Source organism: Caldisericia bacterium (assembly GCA_030018355.1).
GTDB lineage: Bacteria > Caldisericota > Caldisericia > B22-G15 > B22-G15 > JAAYUH01.
In genome coordinates, this window is the sequence record JASEFN010000004.1 from 72,152 (window position 1) to 93,116 (window position 20,965).

Consider the following 20,965-nt stretch of genomic DNA (forward strand, 5'->3'; position numbering starts at 1 on the left):
TTATGAAAAATTAAATGTAAATCAGATTTATTATTAAGTTTTTGTAAGATTTTTCTTATTTTTAATTAAATATATGAATATCTTTGGATATAAGCTGTCATTGCTTTTTTAAAAACCTCGAACGGTGCCTGAGCAAAACCAGCTCCAATTATTCCAATGTTCGGTTCTTTATGAGCAATAGCAGTATCAATAAATGGTACTATTCCTTTCTCTAAAACTAATTTGATATCTATACCTGTAGGTGTTCCTCTGAAATTCAAAAAAGGTATTTGGTAAACATTGTTTTCTTTTAAAGTTATTTCATACATCATTTGTGTTTTATAGATAGCATCATTTACTGTTCCTTTAACAAATTGAATAAATGTTGGAGAACAGGCTAAAGCAAAAGCACCGAGACCATATGTCTCCGTTATTGAACTATCACCAATATCAGGATTTGCTACTTCTTTGGTAAATTTTCCAAAATACAATGCATTTGTAGGTATTTCAGCTTTTGCAGTAAACCACTCATCGCCAAGACCAGATATTTGAATTCCAAATTCTACACCATTTCTTGCCATTGCTACTACCATAGTGCTTCCATAAATATTTCTTGCGGCATCTAAACTAACTTTTGCAGCAGCCATAGAAAGATTTAAAAAAGTAAAATCATTCACATCAATCGATTTTAAAATTTGTTCAGCAAGACAAGAATCCTTTGTTGTCTTTACAATTGCTGGTGCAAGTATTCTAAACAATAAAGAAGTTGATGCTTTATGTCTACTATGTCCTTCATCACCCATATGAAGTGCTTGAGCAATAATTGCTTTTAAATCAATTGATCCTAAATATCTAATTGCTTTATCAATTGCTGGATAAAAGTTTTGCTCCATCCATTTCAATCTTTCAATAACTTCTGGTGTATAGGCACCCATTCTTAAACTTTTTACTACTCCTTCATCATTTAAAGGTGAAAAAGCTTTATTACCGTATGTTTCATTTTCAACAATATAAACTGACATATTGGGTGATATTACACCTGCCATAGGACCCACCGCTTGATGATTATGGCAAGGAGAAAATTCAATCTCACCATTTTTAATCATCTCTTCGGCTTCTCTCTCATTTTTTGCTAAACCTTCAAAAAATATAGCACCAAAAATTGCACCTTTCATGGGTCCACACATTCTTTCCCATGTTATAGGAGGTCCAGCATGTAAAATCATATTTTTTTTCATACCAGGGATAACATCAATTGCTTTTGCCATTCCTACTAATTTTGGTTTTGAAAATAAAACCCTATTAACAGCTTCTTCATTTGCTTTATAAACATCAATTTTAGTTTTAATTGTCTCAAATTTTTCTAATAATTCTAAAATTTCAATATCTCCACCCTCAGGTGGAGACCAATCAACATTTACAGATTTAAAACCAGCCCTATCAAGACTTTCTTTAAAATTATTTAATCCAATATTTATAACCTGTATCTCACTTTTAAATAGTTCTTTAATATCCATAATTTTAACCTCCTATAAATTTTAAAATATAACCAGCAAATTTAGATGCTGTGGCATTTCTTTCAAAAACTTCAATACCTAAATTTTTAAATGATTCTATTAAATCCTTTTTATTTTGTGGATCTTTATCAGTTCCTGTTATAGTAATTATAATAAGAACATTGCTCGTCTTTTTTATCTCTAATAAAACTGGTAATAATTCTGACTTTGGATCTGGATTTGTGCCAAATCCTATCACTATATCAAGATATATTATAGCTACGCTTTTATCTCTCGCTTCAGATAAAATTCTTTGATTCCTCAATTCATAATTTAGTTGTGGATGTAGTCTACCAACTGTAAAAAACTCATCTCCAAAATCAATAACTGTGTGTTCTTTACTAAACCATGGGTTTTCCAATTTAATGTTAGATTTTAATGGAACATTTGAATATAGAGTTTTGACAAAATTTTTTAATATGACTTGATTTTCATATGCAAGGGTTCCTCCTTGAAATAAACCTCTAAAAAATTTTTGTTCATCAGTAAAAGTTTTCGATACTATTTTTGCTTTTTCCATTAACATATTTTCAGTTTCTTTAATTTTTTCTAAAAAAAAGCTCCATGGTATACCTTTTGAATAACTTATTGCAAGTAAAGCAGCTTCTTCAAGATTTTGTGCTGGAATTGCACCATAATTTTTTATAATTTCCTTTTCAACTCCCAAAAAGGCCCCTATAATTGGCTTTTTAGACTTTTTAATAACTTCGCCTATTTTTTCGAGAACCTCAAGATCTGGTGGTTTTGAAATTAAAACTATAACTTTTGTATCATTATCTTCTATTAAAGCCTCAAGTCCAGTTATAAAAGACATTCCTTCAAAATGTTTTTTAACATCATCTCCTCCAGTACCAATTGCTTGTGATATTCCTCCTCCCATGTTTGTTATAATACAACAAACTTCTTGCAAGCCTGTACCTCCAGAAGAAACAATACCAATATCTCCTCTATTTATAACATTTGCAAACCCAAGTGGAGCCCCATTAATTATAGCTGTGCCACAACCTGGGCCCATAACAAGAAGACCTTTTTCTCTTCCATATTTTTTTATTTCATACGCTTTTTCAAATGGAACATTATCTGAAAATATCATTACATGAAGTCCTTTTCTCAATGCATTCATTGCTTCATAAGCAGCAAATTGACCCGGAACAGATATTAATGCTATATTAGAATTTGGTAAAATTTTCAAAGCACTATCTAAACTTTTTGGCTCATATTTATGTTCTTCTTTTCTTTCGATAGTTCTTGTAGAAAGTAAATCTTGTGCTTTAGAAATTACTTCATCACATAATTTTTCATTTGATGTTTTAACTGCTATTAATAATTCGTTATCTCTTGCTTCATCAAATTCATTAATATACATATCTAAGGACTTCAAAATTAATTTATTTTGTTGTGTACCCATTACAATTAATATTTCTTCTACACCTTCTAAATTTCTTAATTCTTTTGCAACAGACATTAATGTTATTGAATCATAATATCTTCCTTTTAAAATAGCACCTTTTAAAAACATAAAAACCTCCTTTTAAATTTATTTCTCTTCTTTAAAGAAAGGCTTGCCTAATTCTTTTGGCACACCAATTCTTTTAACTCTCAGGACTACTGTTGTAATAATTATTATTATCAATGTAGTAAGATAGGGTATCATAGCCAAAAAGGAAGGAGCTATTTTAGTGCCCATAACTTGAAGTTGAAATTGTAAAGCATCAAGACTCCCAAATAAATACGCACCAATTATTGATATTAAGGGATTCCACATAGAAAATATAACCAAAGCTACTGCAATCCAACCTCTTCCAGCAGTAATTCCATCCATCCAAAAAGGAGCATAACCTACTGTTAAATATGAACCACCAGCCCCTGCTAGTAAACCTCCAAAAATTGTCCATAAATATCTAGTTTTATATACATCAACTCCCATTGCATTTGCAGCAATTGCATTCTCACCTACTGCTCTTAAATTTATTCCAATTTTTGTTTTGTATAGAAGAAACCACATTACAGGAACTAGAATATAAGAAAAATAAACAATAATATCTTGATTAAAAAATATTTGACCTATTATTGGGATTTTAGAAAGATAAGGTATAGGAAATGATTTTAGAGGATTGTCTAATTTTAAATTAGCAAAATTGCTACCGTAAAAATTTGTAAAACCTGAACCAAAAATTGAAATTGCTAAACCACTAACTACTTGATTACCGTAAAGTGTTATACAAATATACGAGTGAAGTAATGATATAATTCCGCCAGTTAAAATTCCTATTAAAAAACCAATATATGGATTATTTGAATAAAAGGCAACAATAAAAGCTACAAATGCGCTAATTAACATAATACCCTCTAAACCTAGATTTAACACTCCTGATCTTTCTGTAAAAATCTCACCAATTGTCGGAAAAAGAATAACTGTGCCAGATCTTACTGCAACAGAAAGCAATGTTATTATTATTAATTGATAATTTGATGTATTCATTTTTTACTCCTTTTTTCAAATACAACTTTATAATTAATTAAAAATCTACTGCCAATTAAAACAAAAAAAATAGAACTCTGAATCAATGATGAAATACCAATGGGAACTTTCATGGTTAATTGAATAAGATAAGCACCAGAAATCATCGCTCCAAAAAAATATGAAACAAATATAGATACAATTGGATTTAAATTTGCAAGCCATGCTATGATAATGGCAGTATATCCATAATATGGGTTTATTTCTATTTGTAAAAGATGAAGAACACCTGAAACTTGAACCATGCCAGCAAGACCAGATAATGCACCGCTTATCATTATACAAATAATTGTGTCGTTTATTACGTTTATTCCAGCATATTTAGCTGCTATTGGATTTCCGCCTATGACTGAAATTCTATATCCAAATTTTGTTTTTTTAAGAATAAACCATATTAGTAAAGCAGCTATAATACCAAATAAAAGACCTAAATTAACCCTTGAATTTGGAATAATTCGTGGAAGTTGAGCATTTACTTCAAATCTTCTGGAGAGAGGAAAACCTATATGAGATGGATCTTTCCAAGTGCCATACATTAAATATCTGAGAATGTTTAAGGCAATATAATTTAATAAAAGAGTTGATAAAACTTCATTTACATCCCAATATGTTTTTAAAAAGGCAGGAATTGCTGCCCAAAATGCTCCACCCAAAAGTCCTAGCAATACCATAATTGTTAATGTAATTAATCTGGATAAATTTTGAGGTCCAAAAAGAGCAAAATAAGAACTAAAAATCGCTCCAAGAATGTATTGACCAAATGCTCCTATATTCCAAAAAGAGATTTTATAAGCCATAATTAAACCAACTGATAATAAAATCAAAGGTGTGGTAAATACAAGAGTTTCAGTAAAAGCATACCAGCTGCCAAAAGCTCCTAATATTATAGCTTTATATACTATAAGAGGGTTTATTTTAACAATAATCATAGCAATAGCACCTATAATAAGTCCAACTAAAATCGAAATTATTGGAATAATGATTAATAATTTCTGAGGAATTTTTTCTCTTTTAATAACTTTTATCATATTTTTCACCTCTTAAATTTTTCAAATTTGAACCACTCATCATTAAGCCTATTTCATTAATATCAACTTCTTCAGGTTTAACAATGCCAACAATTTGACCTTCAAAAATGACACCAATTCTATCAGAAATCATAAGAAGTTCTTCTAAGTCTTCAGATATTAAGAGAACTGCTCCACCTTTATCTCTTACTTCAAGTAACTTTTTTCTAACAAATTCTGTAGCAGCAACATCTAAACCTCTAGTTGGATAAACTGCGATAAGTAGAATTGGATTTTCAGAAAGTTCTCTTGCTAAAAGTAATTTTTGCAAATTTCCACCAGAAAGATATTTCACAGGAGCATATATATTAGGGATCATAATATTATATTCATTAATTAATTTGTAAGTATATTCTTTTGCTCTAGTATAATTAATTAAAAAACCATTTGAGATTGGTTTTCTTCTAAAGTTTTTCAAAATTGAATTTTCAATTGATGACAAAATAGGTACAAGTCCTACTTTTAATCTATCAGCGGGAATATACCCTATTTTATTTTGTATAATTTTTATTGGTGCAAAATTTGTTATTTCATTATTAAAAATATAAATTTTACCATTAGTGGCCTTTCTTAATCCTGCCAACACTTCAGATAATTCTTCTTGGCCATTTCCAGTTATTCCGGCAATTCCAAAAATTTCTCCTTCATGAACTGTCAAATTCAATTTTTTTAAAGTTTTAATTCCTCTATCATTAAAACATTCAAGATTTTCTATTCTTAGAACTTCTTTTCCTATTTTAGGTGGATTTTTTTCAATTTGGAAAATTATTTCTCTTCCAACCATCATCTCAGCTAAATCCTTTTGAGTTGCCTCTTCTTTATTTAATGTACCAACAACTTTTCCTTTTCTTATAACGGTTATTCTATCTGATATCTCCATTACTTCTTCTAATTTATGTGATATAAAAATAATTGATTTACCTTCGAATTTTAATTTTTTTAAAATTTCAAATAGAGTTTTAGTTTCTTGGGGTGTAAGAACTGCGGTTGGTTCATCTAAAATTAAGATTCTTATTCCTCTATATAATATTTTTATTATTTCAACTTTTTGTTGTTCGGATATTGTTAATTGCCAAATTTTCGTATAAGGGTTAATTTTAAAATTATATCTCTCTGAAATTTCAGTAATTCTTTTTGCAATATTTTTTTTATCAATAATAAACTTTTGTTCTTTTAATCCCAATATTATGTTTTCTAACACTGTTAAGTTATCAACAAGAGTGAAATGTTGATGAATCATTCCTATTCCTAATCTTATTGCATCCAAAGGTGATTTAATTCTTACATATTTTCCATCTATATATATTTCTCCTTCATCTGGTGAATATATTCCATCTAATATATTTATAAATGTTGTTTTTCCAGCACCATTCTCTCCTAAAAGAGTGTGAATTTCGCCCTCATATAATTCAAAATTAATATGGTCATTTGCCAAAACTCCAGGGAATTTTTTTGTTATGTTAGTTGCCTTCAAAATAATTTTATTCATTTATCATCCTTAAAATTTTAAAAGCCTCAGTACTAAAATACTGAGGCTTTTAAAATAATAAAATAACTTATTTAACTTCCACCTTGAGGAATAGTACCAACTACACCTTGAACAAACCATTGGATACTCTTCTTTTCAGCATCAGGTAATTCTTCACCTTCTTTCACTCTTAAGTTTCCTTGTTGATCATAAATTGGTCCCATAAAAGGGTCATATTTTCCTTCGATAATTTCTTTCTTTTTTTGTTCAACCAATGTTTTTACATCTTCAGGAACCATTTTACCTAATGGAGCCAAATCAACTACTCCTTCCTTTAAACCACCCCAATATGGTGTATTTGTCCATGTTCCATCTTTAACTTTCTTTATACAATCCACATAAAAAACACCCCATTTGAAAACACGGGAGGTTAATACATAATCTGGCGCAAAACTTGATTTATCGTAATAATAACCAATTGAATAAACACCTTTCTTTGCTGCTTCAATTGTTGCAGTTGGTTCACCCATCAATGAAAATATTATATCTGCACCATTTGCAATAAGCGTATTTGTTGCTATTGCTACATTTACTGGATCATACCATGCATTTATCCATACTACATGAACTTCTGCTTTGGGATTAACCTGTCTAGCACCTATTGTAAATGCATTAATTTCTCTTACCATTTGTGGAATAGGAAATGAAACGACGCAACCTATTTTATTTGTTTTTGTCATTTTCCCCGCTATTAACCCTGATAAATAATCTGCTTGATACATTCTTCCAAAATAATTACTCATATTTGTTGATGTTTTATATCCAGAACAATTCATAAATATTGTATTTGGAAAATCCTTTGCAACATTTAATGTTAAATCCATATAACCATATTCACATGTAAATATGACTTTATAGCCTTGACTTGCATAATCTCTAATAACTTTTTCAGCTGCATCTTGAGGAACTTGTTCAGAAATTGCTGTTTCAACATAAGGTAAATTGTGTTGTAAATATACCATACCCTCATAATGTGCCTGATTCCAACTAGCATCATTTCTTGTTCCACTGATAACGAATGCAACTTTAATTTTTTCTTCTTTTGTTTCTTTAGGTTTACATCCAAATGTTAAAGAAAATGATAAAATAATTAAAATTAATAATGATACTAATTTTAAATATTTACTCATAACTCACCTCCTTTTATAAAAATTTAAAAAAGTTAACACAATTTTACAAGTCGAAATATTGCTTAATATTTTGTAAGAATAATCTTACAAAATATTATTTAATTTCTATCGCATCTTCTGGACATCGGAGATAACACTCAAAGCAAGCAATACATCTCTTCAAATCAATTATGTGATTTGATAAGTCAATACAAGATGTTGGGCAAATTTCAGTACAAATTTCACAATCTGTGCATAAAATACTATTTATTTTAAAAGATGTTTTGCTAAATAACGTTTTTTTCCTTTTTGTTGGAAATTTAACTTTTCTAATTAATGTATCAAATTTATCACCCTTAATTTCAATATTTATTAATTTGTTTTCACCTAAATTTCTCAATGAAATTGAGTTAAAAATTGGGTTTTCTTTTGGTCTTAAACCAACTAAAACTGATGCCACCGAATCAATTGATAAAATATCATTTGACGATAATAAAACATTCAAATCTTTTATGTTTCCTTTTATTTCATCTCCTTCAAAAATGCTAAATCCTTCCAGAAAAATAAGTTTTATTTTCTCATTTATAATTGAAATAATTTCTGAAAGAGCCTCACCAAGAATTGTTAAATTTGCACCATAAAAAAGAGATTCAACTTTTGTATAGGATGGTGTTAAAGATAGAATTCCAACCGTTGCTCCTTCAAAAATATAAAAAGGATGAAGTTTTATTTTTGATATTGTAATTAAAGAGTTTGCCCAAAAATAAGACTGAGGAAGATAAAGTTTGCTTAAAACTCTTCTATGAGTATGTTCTGTACCTTTTCTTTCTGGTCCAATAACAATTTTTTTATGTTGAACTTTAACAAAACCCTCTCTCATAAATGAAACTATCTCAATTGGGAAAGATTTTAAAATAGAATAGATATTTTCTGGAAGATATTCAACAACTGAAACTCCGACTCTAAGTTGAACTCCAAAAGAAAGTAGTTTCTTGATTATTTCTTTTAATAAATTTTCATCTGGATAAGTTGATAAATCTTTTTTTCGATTATAATATCCATCAAAATAAAGTAAAACCCTTTCTCCATTAAGAAAATTTATATCTTTAAAAAAAGCAAATGTTTCTGATAAAAAATTAGAAATTCCTTGCTTATCTACTCTTTTTAAATACACCTTTGTTTTTTCCATGTTTTAATTATATAATGTAACAAATATATTTAAAATGAATCATATATACAATAAAAAGGAGGAGATATGGAAAAGATAGGTTTAATTGTTGATACTGCAGGGGATATACCAAGAGAAATGGTTAAAGAATACAATATTGTTGAAGTTCCATTTTATCTTTATTTTGAAGGTGAAGAAAATATAGTTTATAAAGAAAATGAAACTCTAACACCAGAAGATTTCTATAAGATTATGAGAGAAAAGAAGAAACATCCAAGAACATCTCAACCAAATATGGAAGATTATCTTAAACCAATGGAAAATCTTGTTGAAGAAGGTTATAAAAATATTCTTGTTATGACTTTATCTTCAAAATTTAGTGGTAGTATGCAATCTGCTTTACTTGCAAAAGATGAAATGAAGAAAAGATATCCAGAGGTAAAAGTTGAAATATTTGATACTAAATCTGCAACCTTAGGTGAGGGAATACAACAAATTGTTGCAGCAAAAATGATTAGAAAGGGTACTTTAACATTTGATGAAATATTACAAAAACTTACAGTGATAAGGGATAAAACATTTGTCTTTTTTACGGTTGAAGATCTATATTTCTTTTATCTTGGAGGGAGATTGGGAAAAGGGAGTGCTTTTCTTGGAAACATAATGAACCTTAAACCAATAATGCAAGTAAAAGATGGCGAGGTTGAACCAATTGAAAAAGTGAGAGGAAGAAAAAAATCACTTATAAGAATTGCTGAACTTGCAAAAGAGAATATAAAAAGTTTAGATAATCTATATATTGCATCACCACATGCAGATTGTCCAGATGATCAACTATTCTTAATTGAATATTTTAGAGAGATAACTGGGTACAAAGGAGAAATTATTACAAGAATTATGGGAACAACAATTGGTGCCCATCCAGGACCTGGTACAACAGGATTGTGTTTTTTTGAAGAAAATTTAGAAGGAGTTATTTAAAAATTTTAATATAATTAATATGTGAAAAAATTGCTTTCTTCTATATATCAAGGTTATGTTTTTTCTCTTTTAAGAAAGGGAAAAGAAGATATTTTATTAAATAAATTAAAAAAGGGAAATAGAAATTTTTTTACTCCAAAAGTTTATGAAATATTTGGAAATCTACTTATAAAAAATAATGAATTTTATTTTGCTGAAACAATTTTAAAAGAAGGGATTCAAAAATTTAAAAATGGTAAAGGAATTTACAGAACACTTTCTCAACTCTATTTAAGAAGGGGTGAAACCCAAAAAGCAATTGATGTTATTAAAGAGGCAAAAGAGAACAATAAAGAAGTGTATTGGTATAACCTTGTCCTTGGAGATCTCTACTATTATGAAAAAAAAGATTTAAATTTGGCTCTAAAAGAGTACGAAGAATTGCTTAATAGAAACGATGTTCCGTTAAATGAAGATATAAAATCTCCTGCAAGATATCTTTTTAAAAGATTGTCAAGGATTTACTTTGAAAAGAAAGATTATGATAAAGCACTTATATATTATAAAAAATTCTATGATTTAAAACCATCAAACTTTTATGAAAAAGACTTTTTATATTTTGGTGAAGTTCTTTATAATCTTGGTAAGAGAGATGATGCAATAAAAATTTGGAAGGAAGGAATTCAAAGAAGAAGAGGAAATATAATAAAAAGTGGTGTTAAAAAATATGGAATTGATTTAGGAGAAGTTGAAAAAATTGAATTTAAAGAGGGGGCAATAAGAATTCCAGTTAAAACATCATTAATTACTGAAAGAACAGATTTTTTTAAAGAGATAGAAGAGAAGACAAAAGATATCTTAAAAAATGGAGATATAATAACAATTGCTTCTAGTGTTGCTGCAATAGCAGATGGTAGAGTTTTCTCTGTTGAAACAATTAAACCTTCAATTTTTGCAATTCTTTTATCAAAATTTGTTTCAAGAAACAAAAACAATCCATTTGCAACAACTGCTCCATTATCTAACCCATATGCAATGCAAATTGCTATTGAAGAAGCAGGATTAATAAAAATTTTATTTGCTGCATTTTTAGGATTTTTAGGAAAAATTTTTGGAAAAAGAGGAATATTTTATATTATTGCTGGAAAAATAGTAACTCAAATAGATGATATGCCAGCCTCAATGCCTCCATATGATTATTATGTAATTTCAGGAGTACATAATTCAAAAGAGTTTTTAGAGAAAATAAAAAAAATTACTGGATGTGAGGCTTGTATAGTTGATGCAAATGACCTTGGAATAGCATGGGTTGTTGACTCAACTGAAAATGTTGATAAAAAATTTGTTGAAAAAGTTTTATCTGATAATCCTCAAGGAAATGAAGATTTTCAAACTCCAATTGTTATAATTAGAAAGAATACTCTGTAATTCGCTCTTTTACAACTTCAAAAATTTCTTTTGATAAAGTGTCTTTTTCTTTTTCGCCATCAAAAATTACATATCTATTTTTATAAATTTTTGAGAGAATAAGATATCCATTTCTTACTCTATCAAGATAATCAATACCTTTCTTTTCAATTCTATCAGGATCTTTTACTCTCTTAAGAGAAGTTGTTGGGGCTATATCTAATAAAATTGTTAAATCTGGTTCTAAAATTGATATTTCTCTATGAATTCTCTCAATAAAATTAATTGAAAGTCCACCACCATATCCCTGATAAGCAATTGAAGAGTCTTTAAATCTCTCTGAAATTACAACTTTTCCTTTACTTAGCTCTTTTATTATCTCTTTTACATGCGCACTTCTATCAGATGCAAAAAGAAGAAACTCAGTTAATGTATCTATTTCTCCATTAAATTTTAAAAGAATCTCTCTTATCATTTTACCAATTTCTGTTCCACCTGGTTCTTTTGTCCAAAATGTATCTACTCCTAAAGAATTTAAATTTTCAGCAAGAAGACGCGCTTGTGTTGATTTACCACACCCATCAATTCCTTCAAATGTAATAAAAAAACCACCTATTTTGGAAAGATAATTACGCATCTAAATGGCTCCTCTCCTTGACTTTCAGATTTTAATCCAAATTCTCTAATTATTTTATGTTGAATTTTTCTTATGTGGCTTGGAGCAGGATAAAGAGGATATGGTTTTCCAGTTGATAAAACCTCTTTTATTCCCTCTTCGATCTCTTTAAGATAATCTCTCTTCTTATCAATAAATGCATTCCTTAATTCAAGACAAACTTTTCTTATATTTGATTTTGTATTTGATTTAACTTTAAAAACTTCAATTCTTCTTTTCTTCGCTTCATTTAAAATTCTTCCGCTTTTTTTCTCTTGAGTTTTTGTAATAATTAAAACTTCTGCATCTTCAATTGAATCAACAAATTCCCAATCAAGTCCAACTGATCTTAAACCTTGTTCTAAAAAATCTCTTGAAACTCCATAAGTAAATATTTTTAGTGGAGTATAAGTTGGAAGTTTTTCTGCCTCACTTTCTTTTTTAATCTCAACCTTTCCATTTTGAGTTCTTCTTCTAATTTCTGGATTTAATGGATATCCTCTTAAATATTTATCGACAACTTCTGCAACATCGTAATACACTGCGAGAGTATCTCTATCTCTTATCTCAATTAAAATATCAAAAGATGGAGGAGAAGATCTTTCAAGAACAGTTTTTTGTGTTCCTCTTCTCTGTGCCTCTTCATCACCTAAAATAACAGTTGTTATTCCTCCAAGAAGATCAGAAAGTACAGGATTTATTAAAAGATTATCAAGAGTATTTCCATGAGCAGTCGCAATAAGTTGAACTCCTCTTTCAGCAATTGTTCTACATGCTTCAGCCTCATCTTTTCTTCCAATTTCATCTATTATAATAACTTCTGGATTATGATTTTCAACTGCTTCAATCATGACATCTGCTTGACTTCTTCCATATGGAACTTGCATCCTTCTTGCAGATCCAATTGCAGGATGAGGTATATCACCATCACCGCCAATCTCATTTGAAGTATCAACAACAACTACTCTTTTTCCTAATTCTTCAGATAAAACTCTTGCTGCTTCCCTAAGAAGTGTTGTTTTTCCAACACCTGGTCTTCCAAGAAGAAGAATACTCTTTCCTGTTTCAAAAAGATCTCTTACAATATCTATTGTTCCATAAACTGCTCTTCCAACCCTGAGAGTCAATCCAACTATATTTCCCATTCTATTTTTTATACAAGAGATTCTGTGAAGTGTTCTTTCTATTCCTGCTCTATTATCTCTATCAAAATCTCCAATTCTATTTTTAACATATTCAATATCTTCTCTTGTTATAATTTCATTTGAAAGATAAACTTTTCCATCAACAAATCTTGCTTCAGGTTTTCTCCCAAGATCAAGAACAACTTCAATTAATTCATCCCATCTGTCAAGTTTTTTTAATTCATTTTTTACAAATGGAGGAAAAAACTGAAAAGAAAGTCTCCATTTCATATTCTTTAAGTTTGATTAATTCTGTCTCTTTTAACATATCTTTTTGCCTCCCAAAAATAATGTTCAATTTCAGAAATATATTTATCTATGTCTAAAAACATATTATAAATATCAATATTTGTTGTATCAAACCTATAAACTGGTGAGAGATTATAATTTTTAATCCATTCTTCATATGCTTTTTCTAACTTTTTTAAATAACTTCTCTTAATATTTTTTTCATAATCTCTTCCTCTTAACTCAATCCTTTTCATAAGTACATCAACTGGAGCATACATATAAATTAATAAGTTTGGGTTTGGAAAATTTCTCTTAACAAGATTATAAATCTTATTATACAAATTATACTCCTCTTTTGAAAGAAGGAGTTTTGCAAAAATTTCTGCATCTTCATAAATTGTTCTATCAATTATAATAGAATCTTCTATTTTTTCAATCTCTTCAAAAATTTTTAATCTTTGTATAAGAAAAAACAGTTGTGAATGCAATGCCCATCTTTTGGGATCTGTATAAAAATTTTTTAAAAATGGATTTTTGTCTTGTGGTTCAGAAAGAATTACAAAACCCCATTTTTTAGATAAAATTTTAGCAAGTGTTGATTTTCCAACCCCAATATTTCCACAAATAGCAACAATAAATTTTCCCATGAATTAATTTTACCATTATGGTTCTCCTATAAATTAATATTTTTCAAAAGATATAATATCCTCTAATTTTTTTCTTCTTTTAGGAGGCACTCCTTCTTCAAGTGGATATCCAAGTGTCATAAGTGCAGCAACTCTAACTCTCTCTGGAATTTCAAGAAGTTGTTTTACAAGTTTTTCATCAAAATCACCAATCCAACATGTACCAAGACCAAGATGAGTTGCTTGAAGAGCAATATGTTCCATTGCTATTCCAATATCTAAAATTGAACTATCATACCAACCACCCATTTTAAAACTTGGCTCAGTAACACAACCTACAATCAGAACTGGTGCGTCTTTTATAAACTTTGCCCAAGTTGTAGGCTCTCCAATTTTTTTTCTTATCTCTGGATCTCTTACAACTATAAATTTCCAAGGTTGTTTATTATTCGCAGAAGGAGCAAGACGTGCTGCTTCAAGACACTCAAGTACAAGTTCTTGAGGCACATCTTTATTTTTATATTTTCTTACACTATATCTTTCTAAAATTTCTTTTAAAATCATAAGACTTACTCATTTAATAAAAATTCTATGGAATTTTTTAAATCATTTTCAAGAGTTAATGTTAACCCTGTAATTGATAAAGCAATTTTTCCTTCTTTATCTATTAAGAAAAATCTTGGAATTCCACTAACACCATATTTTTGAGCAACAGAGAAACCCTTTATGGTTATTGGATAATTAATGTTATTTTTTTTAATATAATCTAAAACTTTATCAAAGTCACTTTCATCATCTAAATTCATACCAATAACTATAAATCCTCTATCTTTATATTTATTATAAAGAGAAACAACAATTGGAGTTGCTCTTTTACATGGACCACACCACTCTGCCCAAAAATCAAGCAAAACCACCTTACCTTTTAATTCTTTTAAAGTTATATATCCACCATCTATTGTGGATAGACCAAAATCAAATGCTTCAACTCTTTTTTCTTTCTCAATAAATCCACCTGGAAGTGTTGAATTTGAACTTTCAATTTTTGTTTTGCATGATGAAAGTATAATAAATAAACTTAAAACAATAAATATTAAAATTAAATTTTTTTTCATTTTTTCTTTTTCACCTCTTTTCTTTTTGAAAGTATAACTTTTGCCCATTTTTTAGATCTAAAGAAAACATACCAGAATGGAATTATAATTGCAGCAATATAAATCGCTCCAGTAAGAATATTTAAAACTCTTGTTATATTTTGAGAAAAATTAATTTTGTTTAAAATGGGCAAAAGTACTCTAAAATCAAATGTGTTTTCAAGAATTATTCCAACTACAATTAAGACAACTCCTAAAATTGAATATGGAATAACCTCATTTAATTTTGATACAAAATAGTCTTGAGGTTTTTTATCTTTATAAACTTTTAATTCATTTTGTATAAGAGAAAAGAAGTGATTTCCTATTGAGAAAAGATAAACAACAATAAGAATTAAAAGTGGTCCTCTAAATGAAAATAGTTTAACTTCATTATAAATTGGTCTTACTATAAAATATAAAAGGATTAAGTGAGGCAAAAGATTAAAAATTGAAAATGTGATAATTTTAAGTGTAATAGGTTTGACTTTTGGAAATTTATCTTTAAGTATCCTGTAGACAAAAACTGTAAATGATAATAAAATTCCTAAACCAAGTGCAAGGGATAAGAAAAAACCAAAAGAAGAAAGAAGAGTATGTGGAAGAGAAGATAGGAAAAGCGCAAAACCCTTATATTCTCCTTTTGGAATATTCAAAAGAGAAATTGAACCACTTCTTAAAAAAATAAAAGATAGAAAGTTTATATATTCAATTAATAAAAATACTAGAAAAATTAATGGAAATCCTAACCAAGAAAGAAAAATATTACCAAAATAAAATATAACTCCAATTAAAATTGACAAAATTAAATATAAAATTGGAGAAGAGATTTGGGTTAAAAAATTTTGGTAGAGATTTTTTAGATTTAAGTTTAGAAAGAGATCAAAATTGGGATTTAGAGTGGGTGTAATAAATGAAATTATGAGTAAAAAAATAATTAAATTAACGACAAATAAAAAGTTATGAGAATCTTTTGAAACTTTAAGAATAAACTCCTCTATCCTTTTTTTCATTACTTACTCCTCCTCTTGAATCTCAAGCATTATAGTTAAAATTATACCACTTTTATTGTATAATGGAAAAAATGAGAACTTTTCTTGCTTTACCTATTGAAAAAGAAACAAAAAAAGAGGTATTTTCTTACATAGAAAAATTTAAAAAAGAGATAAAGGGAAAAGTTAAGTGGGTTGAAGAAGAAAATTTACATTTCACAATTTTTTTCTTTGGAGAAATTGATAATGATAAGGTAAAAATGGTAATAGATGTCATTGAAAAAAATAGAAATCGTTTTAAAAAATTTATGGTTGAATTTAAAAAAATATCATTTTTCCCAAATGAAAGAAATCCAAGAGTAATTTTTTTAGATATATCTCAAGGTGAAAAAGAGATGAAAGAGATTTATGATACTCTTTATCCTGATTTAAATAAAATTTTAAAATTAAAAAAGGAAGAATTTGTACCTCATCTAACAATAGGAAGAGTAAAAGACACTCTTTTTGAAGAAGATATAAAAAAACTTATCAATGAAAAAGTTGAAATTAAACCTTTTTATTTAAATAAAATAACTTTTTTTGAATCAATACTTAGAAGTGAAGGCCCAATTTATAAATCAATAAAAGATTTTATTTTTTAATCTGGAGGAATACAATGAAAGTCTTAAAAGAAGAGAATTTTAATGGAAAAACAATTCAAGTTGTTATGGGTGATATAACAGAAGAAACAACAGATGCAATCGTAAATGCTGCAAATAGAAATCTCTCACATGGAGGGGGAGTAGCAGGTGCAATAGTAAAAAAGGGAGGTTATATTATTCAAGAGGAGAGTAATAAAATAATTGAAAAAAGAGGGCCACTTAAAACAGGAGAGGCAGTTATAACAACTTCTGGAAATTTGCCATGTAAATATGTAATTCATACAGTTGGTCCAGTTTGGGGTGAAGGAGATGAGGAGGAGAAATTAAAAAGAGCAATTGAATCTGCTCTCCAAGTAGCAACAGAAAATTTAATTACTTCAATATCTATTCCAGCAGTTAGTTGTGGAATATTTGGATTCCCAAAAAAGAAAGGTACAGAGATTATTTATAAGACTGTTAAAGAGTTCTTAAAAAATAGAGAAACTACTATAAAACTTGTAAGACTAATTGGAATTGGCGATGAAATTCCAAATCTGTTTAAAGAAGCAATGGAAGAGAGTTAAAATTTTAATGTTTTTTCACTATTAAATCTTTCTCACAACATCCATTATATTCAATTTGTATGGTTGAATGATTTATATTAAATTTCTCTTTTAGAATATTTTCGGCTTTATTTCTAATTTCATCAACTTTGCTTAAAGGATAATCTTTTTTAAGAGTTAAGTGACCTTCAAAAAGATAATTTTTCTCATTAAGTTGCCATATATGAACATGATGAAGGTTTGATACTCCTTCAATCTTCTCAATTTCAAATTTTAATTTTTCAATATCAATATCTTTTGGTTTTGCTTCTAATAGAATCTTTATAGAGTTTACAAAAATTTCAAACCCTTCTTTCAAAATATAAAGAATTATTAAAAGAGTAAGAATTGGATCTATCCAATAAATTTTAAACGCCATCATAATAATTCCACCAATTACAACAATAACAGAAGAAAATGTGTCTAAAAGAAGATGAAGATATGAAGATTTTATATTTAAATTTTCTCTTGAAAATTTCTTTAGTAAGATAACTGAAACTCCGTTTAGAAAAAGACCTATTATCGCAATAATAAGCATTAAATTTAAATTTACATTTTTAGGATTAAAAATTCTTAATATTGCTTCTCTTATTAATAGAAATGAAACAATAAAAAGAAAGATTGAATTTAAAAGTGATGCTAAAATTTCTGCCCTTTTTCCACCAAATGTAAATTCATAAGAATTTTCTCTTTTTGAAAATCTTATTGCAATAAGTGAAATTATTATAGAAAGTGTGTCAGATAAATTATGAAAGGAATCAGATAAAAGTGCTAAACTTTTGGAAAAGATTCCACCCAAAACTTCAGAAATAAAAATAAAAAGATTTAGAAAAATAACAATTATTAAATTTCTCTCTTTTAAATCAATAGTTTTCATGAAATTTTTGCTCCTGTATCAACATCTTTATCAACTGTTAAAAGAGAAAGTTTTCCATCTTTTGAAGCAGCGAGAAGCATTCCTTCACTTAAAATTCCTTTAAGTTTCTTTGGTTCAAGATTTTTTAATACAATTATTTTCTTTCCTATTAACTCTTCATCTCTATAATGTTCTCCAATTCCTGCAACAATAGTTCTTATTTCATTTTCAATTTTTATCTTTATCTCAATTAGTTTTTTGGAATCTTTAACTCTTTTTGCTTCAATAATTTCTGCTACTCTTAAATCTAACTTTTGGAAATCCTCAATAGTTATATAATTTTCTTTAACTTCAACTTTTTCTTTCTCCTCTTCTACCCTTGGAAAAATAGGAGATACTTCTCTTAAATTAAATTCGCCTTTCCATGGGAAAATCTTTTCTTTAAGTAAGGTTCCATCTTCATCTTTACCAAGAGCATAGAAAAACTTTTTAGAAGATGAAATTAAAATTGGAGAGATTAAATTGATAATTGTATAAATTCCATGGAAAACAGTTGATAAAACCTTATCACATTCATCTTTATTCTCTTTATAAAGATTCCAAGGTGCTTTAGTATCAATATATTTATTTAATACATTCGCAAGACTATTTATTCTAATTGGTACATCAGAAAGTTTTAAATTCTCATATAAACTTATAACCTCATCAAACTCTTTGCTAAAAAGTTCATGTATTTCATTATCATAATTTCCAGATAGTTTTCCATTAAAATATTTAAATCCCATATTAAGAGTTCTATAGAGTAGATTTCCAAGATCATTTGCAAGTTCGCTATTATATCTTGTAATGTATGAATCGTATGAAAAGTTTCCATCTTCACCAAATGTCATATCACGCAAAATGTAATATCTAAAAACATCAACTGCAGTATCTTTATCAACTTTACTTTTTTCTATAAACCATCTTATTACTTCATCTGGTTTAATAAAATTACCTTTTGATTTACTCATCTTTTCACCATGTGAAAGCCAGAAACCGTGAGCATAAATTTTTTTGGGAAGTGATAGTCCTACTCCTAAAAGCATTGCAGGCCAAATTATTGTATGAAATCTTGTTATATCTTTTCCAATTAAATGTAAATCTGCTGGCCAATATTTATTGAATTTTTCTTCGTTTTCTAAAAAAGAAGTAACTGTTACATAATTAATTAATGCATCAAACCAAACGTATATTGTTAAATTTTCTTCTTGAGGTACAGGAATTCCCCAACCAATTCCTCTTCTTGTTATTGAAATATCTTTAAGACCACTCTTTATGAGAGAAAGCATCTCGTTATATCTTGATTCTGGCTCAACAAATTTTGGATTTTCAAGATAGTGCTTTAGAAGAGTGTCTTGAAATTTTGATAAAGAAAAGAAATAATCTTCTTCTTTTATATATTCAAGAGGCCTACCACAAACAGGACATAGATTTCCCTCTTTTATCTCATCTTGTGAGAAAAATGTTTCATCAAAAATACAATACCACCCCTCATAAATCCCCTTATAAATGTATCCATTTTCTTTCAATTTATTAAAGAAATATTGAACTACTCTTTCATGTCTTTTTTCAGTTGTCCTTATAAATGTGTCATAAGATATATTAAATTCATTAAAAACTCTTCTAAAACTTTCAGAAAGGGAATCAACAAAGAGTTTTGTATCTACTCCTTTTTCTTGCGCAACCTTTTTTACTTTGCTTGCATTCTCATCTGTTCCAGTTGAGAAGAGGACATCATATCCTAATTTTCTCTTTTCCCTTGCAATTATATCTGCAATTGTTGTTGTATAAACATGTCCAATATGAGGCTCATCATTTACATAATATATTGGAGTTGTAATGTAAAACTTCTTCATTAATTCTCCTCCTTAATCAAATCTTTATGAGTAAATTTTATAAAGATATGAAATAAATTTCAAGTACAATCAATCTTTAAAAAGTTTCTTTTTAATAACATTTTTTATACCTTTATATTTTTCTGACATGAAATCTAAAATTTCTTCTTTTGAAAAATTTAGTTTTTTTAAAATTTCAAAATCTCTCTCCCACTCCTCTTTTTTCTTTCCCTCAATTAAGATAATATATTCACCCTTTATTTCACTTTTACTTATCTCCTCAAAAATCTCTTTAACTTTTCCTCTATAAACTTTTTCATTAATTTTTGTTAACTCTTTTACAACTGAAGCAAATCTTTCTGGAAATTTCTCATTTAAAATTTCAAGAGTTTTCAAAATTCTGTGTGGTGATTCATAAAAAATTAATGTTGCATCAATAAAAAAATAATTTTTTATTATATCCTCAATTTCACCTTTCTTCCTTGGAAAAAATCCTAAAAATATAAAAGGAGAAGTTCTCATTCCAGAAATTACAAGAGCAGTTATAATAGAGGATGGACCAGGAATTACCTCAACTTTAAAACCCTCTTTTATGGCTTCTTTAACGATAACCTCACCTGGATCTGAAATACACGGAGTTCCTGCATCTGAAACAAGCGCTAATTTTTTCCCTTTTTTTAGTAAATCAATAATTTCATTTTTTCTTTTGATTTCATTTCCTTCAAAATAAGAAATGAGTTTTTTATTTTTTATTCTATACCTATTAAGAAGTTTTAAGGTAACTCTGGTATCTTCACATAAAATTATTTCAACTTCTCTTAAAATCTTTAGAGCCCTTATTGAAATATCAGAGAGATTACCAATTGGCGTTGAAACAATATAAAGTATTCCCTTCAA

Annotated in this window: 20 protein-coding genes; 4 read left to right on the forward strand and 16 right to left on the reverse strand. The window is 28.1% G+C overall.

What is annotated here, in order from left to right:
* Positions 1 to 65: 65 nt before the first annotated feature.
* From QMD25_05200 to QMD25_05230, 7 genes are all read right to left on the reverse strand, one after another.
* Entirely contained in the window at positions 66 to 1,496 is a 1,431-nt protein-coding gene (locus tag QMD25_05200; GenBank protein ID MDI6861392.1) for a DUF1116 domain-containing protein, read from the reverse strand.
* A 4-nt stretch (positions 1,497 to 1,500) separates the two neighbouring features.
* Complete coding sequence (fdrA, locus tag QMD25_05205; protein ID MDI6861393.1) at positions 1,501 to 3,054, reverse strand: acyl-CoA synthetase FdrA; 1,554 nt, start codon at positions 3,052 to 3,054, stop codon at positions 1,501 to 1,503.
* Between the two features lie 18 nt (positions 3,055 to 3,072).
* Entirely contained in the window at positions 3,073 to 4,017 is a 945-nt protein-coding gene (locus QMD25_05210; protein ID MDI6861394.1) for an ABC transporter permease, read from the reverse strand.
* Entirely contained in the window at positions 4,014 to 5,084 is a 1,071-nt protein-coding gene (locus QMD25_05215) for an ABC transporter permease (GenBank protein MDI6861395.1), read from the reverse strand. Before QMD25_05215 ends, QMD25_05210 begins: the two co-directional genes overlap by 4 nt.
* On the reverse strand, positions 5,068 to 6,612 hold the full coding sequence (locus QMD25_05220) for an ABC transporter ATP-binding protein (protein MDI6861396.1): 1,545 nt from the start codon (positions 6,610 to 6,612) through the stop codon (positions 5,068 to 5,070). Before QMD25_05220 ends, QMD25_05215 begins: the two co-directional genes overlap by 17 nt.
* 71 nt (positions 6,613 to 6,683) lie before the next feature.
* Positions 6,684 to 7,781, reverse strand: coding sequence for a BMP family ABC transporter substrate-binding protein (locus tag QMD25_05225; GenBank protein ID MDI6861397.1), 1,098 nt, complete (start codon positions 7,779 to 7,781; stop codon positions 6,684 to 6,686).
* 94 nt (positions 7,782 to 7,875) lie between these two features.
* The gene (locus tag QMD25_05230; GenBank protein MDI6861398.1) at positions 7,876 to 8,934 is read right to left on the reverse strand and encodes a DUF362 domain-containing protein; all 1,059 of its coding nucleotides are present in this window, start codon (positions 8,932 to 8,934) and stop codon (positions 7,876 to 7,878) included.
* Between the two features lie 81 nt (positions 8,935 to 9,015).
* Here QMD25_05230 and QMD25_05235 point away from each other — a divergent pair, with 81 nt between their 5' ends.
* Together QMD25_05235 and QMD25_05240 are read left to right on the forward strand one after the other, a co-directional pair.
* Positions 9,016 to 9,909, forward strand: a complete 894-nt coding sequence (locus tag QMD25_05235) for a DegV family protein (protein ID MDI6861399.1) — start codon at positions 9,016 to 9,018, stop codon at positions 9,907 to 9,909.
* A 21-nt stretch (positions 9,910 to 9,930) separates the two neighbouring features.
* Complete coding sequence (locus QMD25_05240; protein ID MDI6861400.1) at positions 9,931 to 11,316, forward strand: coenzyme F420-0:L-glutamate ligase; 1,386 nt, start codon at positions 9,931 to 9,933, stop codon at positions 11,314 to 11,316.
* On the opposite strand, the gene tmk is transcribed toward QMD25_05240, so the two are convergent.
* Genes tmk through QMD25_05270 form a run of 6 tightly spaced genes read right to left on the reverse strand, consistent with a single transcriptional unit; the run spans position 11,297 to position 16,137 of the window.
* Positions 11,297 to 11,932, reverse strand: a complete 636-nt coding sequence (tmk, locus tag QMD25_05245) for a dTMP kinase (protein ID MDI6861401.1) — start codon at positions 11,930 to 11,932, stop codon at positions 11,297 to 11,299. The two genes, QMD25_05240 and tmk, sit on opposite strands and share 20 nt — an antisense overlap.
* The gene (locus tag QMD25_05250) at positions 11,908 to 13,365 is read right to left on the reverse strand and encodes a R3H domain-containing nucleic acid-binding protein (protein MDI6861402.1); all 1,458 of its coding nucleotides are present in this window, start codon (positions 13,363 to 13,365) and stop codon (positions 11,908 to 11,910) included. Before QMD25_05250 ends, tmk begins: the two co-directional genes overlap by 25 nt.
* Before the next feature lie 5 nt (positions 13,366 to 13,370).
* Positions 13,371 to 14,012, reverse strand: a complete 642-nt coding sequence (locus QMD25_05255) for a deoxynucleoside kinase (GenBank protein MDI6861403.1) — start codon at positions 14,010 to 14,012, stop codon at positions 13,371 to 13,373.
* A gap of 33 nt (positions 14,013 to 14,045) precedes the next feature.
* Positions 14,046 to 14,555 carry a nitroreductase family protein gene (locus tag QMD25_05260; GenBank protein ID MDI6861404.1) on the reverse strand — a complete coding sequence of 170 codons (510 nt, stop codon included), beginning with the start codon at positions 14,553 to 14,555 and terminating at the stop codon, positions 14,046 to 14,048.
* Between the two features lie 5 nt (positions 14,556 to 14,560).
* Complete coding sequence (locus QMD25_05265; GenBank protein ID MDI6861405.1) at positions 14,561 to 15,106, reverse strand: TlpA disulfide reductase family protein; 546 nt, start codon at positions 15,104 to 15,106, stop codon at positions 14,561 to 14,563.
* Entirely contained in the window at positions 15,103 to 16,137 is a 1,035-nt protein-coding gene (locus tag QMD25_05270) for a hypothetical protein (GenBank protein ID MDI6861406.1), read from the reverse strand. The genes QMD25_05265 and QMD25_05270 overlap by 4 nt, the downstream gene beginning before the upstream one ends.
* Positions 16,138 to 16,199: 62 nt before the next feature.
* Here QMD25_05270 and thpR point away from each other — a divergent pair, with 62 nt between their 5' ends.
* Together thpR and QMD25_05280 are read left to right on the forward strand one after the other, a co-directional pair.
* The gene (thpR, locus tag QMD25_05275; protein MDI6861407.1) at positions 16,200 to 16,757 is read left to right on the forward strand and encodes an RNA 2',3'-cyclic phosphodiesterase; all 558 of its coding nucleotides are present in this window, start codon (positions 16,200 to 16,202) and stop codon (positions 16,755 to 16,757) included.
* A gap of 14 nt (positions 16,758 to 16,771) precedes the next feature.
* The gene (locus tag QMD25_05280) at positions 16,772 to 17,320 is read left to right on the forward strand and encodes a macro domain-containing protein (GenBank protein ID MDI6861408.1); all 549 of its coding nucleotides are present in this window, start codon (positions 16,772 to 16,774) and stop codon (positions 17,318 to 17,320) included.
* Between the two features lie 4 nt (positions 17,321 to 17,324).
* On the opposite strand, the gene QMD25_05285 is transcribed toward QMD25_05280, so the two are convergent.
* The 3 genes from QMD25_05285 to rsmI form a co-directional block, all read right to left on the reverse strand.
* Complete coding sequence (locus QMD25_05285; GenBank protein MDI6861409.1) at positions 17,325 to 18,215, reverse strand: cation diffusion facilitator family transporter; 891 nt, start codon at positions 18,213 to 18,215, stop codon at positions 17,325 to 17,327.
* Positions 18,212 to 20,089 carry a methionine--tRNA ligase gene (metG, locus tag QMD25_05290; protein ID MDI6861410.1) on the reverse strand — a complete coding sequence of 626 codons (1,878 nt, stop codon included), beginning with the start codon at positions 20,087 to 20,089 and terminating at the stop codon, positions 18,212 to 18,214. The genes QMD25_05285 and metG overlap by 4 nt, the downstream gene beginning before the upstream one ends.
* A gap of 69 nt (positions 20,090 to 20,158) precedes the next feature.
* Positions 20,159 to 20,965, reverse strand: a complete 807-nt coding sequence (gene rsmI, locus QMD25_05295; GenBank protein ID MDI6861411.1) for a 16S rRNA (cytidine(1402)-2'-O)-methyltransferase — start codon at positions 20,963 to 20,965, stop codon at positions 20,159 to 20,161.

Coding starts and splice junctions, on each gene's coding strand:
- QMD25_05200 (MDI6861392.1), bottom strand. CDS start 1,496: ATGGATATTAAAGAACTATTTAAAAGTGAGATACAGGTTATAAATATT.
- fdrA (MDI6861393.1), bottom strand. CDS start 3,054: ATGTTTTTAAAAGGTGCTATTTTAAAAGGAAGATATTATGATTCAATA.
- QMD25_05210 (MDI6861394.1), bottom strand. CDS start 4,017: ATGAATACATCAAATTATCAATTAATAATAATAACATTGCTTTCTGTT.
- QMD25_05215 (MDI6861395.1), bottom strand. CDS start 5,084: ATGATAAAAGTTATTAAAAGAGAAAAAATTCCTCAGAAATTATTAATC.
- QMD25_05220 (MDI6861396.1), bottom strand. CDS start 6,612: ATGAATAAAATTATTTTGAAGGCAACTAACATAACAAAAAAATTCCCT.
- QMD25_05225 (MDI6861397.1), bottom strand. CDS start 7,781: ATGAGTAAATATTTAAAATTAGTATCATTATTAATTTTAATTATTTTA.
- QMD25_05235 (MDI6861399.1), top strand. CDS start 9,016: ATGGAAAAGATAGGTTTAATTGTTGATACTGCAGGGGATATACCAAGA.
- tmk (MDI6861401.1), bottom strand. CDS start 11,932: ATGCGTAATTATCTTTCCAAAATAGGTGGTTTTTTTATTACATTTGAA.
- QMD25_05250 (MDI6861402.1), bottom strand. CDS start 13,365: ATGAAATGGAGACTTTCTTTTCAGTTTTTTCCTCCATTTGTAAAAAAT.
- QMD25_05255 (MDI6861403.1), bottom strand. CDS start 14,012: ATGGGAAAATTTATTGTTGCTATTTGTGGAAATATTGGGGTTGGAAAA.
- QMD25_05260 (MDI6861404.1), bottom strand. CDS start 14,555: ATGATTTTAAAAGAAATTTTAGAAAGATATAGTGTAAGAAAATATAAA.
- QMD25_05265 (MDI6861405.1), bottom strand. CDS start 15,106: ATGAAAAAAAATTTAATTTTAATATTTATTGTTTTAAGTTTATTTATT.
- QMD25_05270 (MDI6861406.1), bottom strand. CDS start 16,137: ATGAAAAAAAGGATAGAGGAGTTTATTCTTAAAGTTTCAAAAGATTCT.
- thpR (MDI6861407.1), top strand. CDS start 16,200: ATGGAAAAAATGAGAACTTTTCTTGCTTTACCTATTGAAAAAGAAACA.
- QMD25_05280 (MDI6861408.1), top strand. CDS start 16,772: ATGAAAGTCTTAAAAGAAGAGAATTTTAATGGAAAAACAATTCAAGTT.
- QMD25_05285 (MDI6861409.1), bottom strand. CDS start 18,215: ATGAAAACTATTGATTTAAAAGAGAGAAATTTAATAATTGTTATTTTT.
- metG (MDI6861410.1), bottom strand. CDS start 20,089: ATGAAGAAGTTTTACATTACAACTCCAATATATTATGTAAATGATGAG.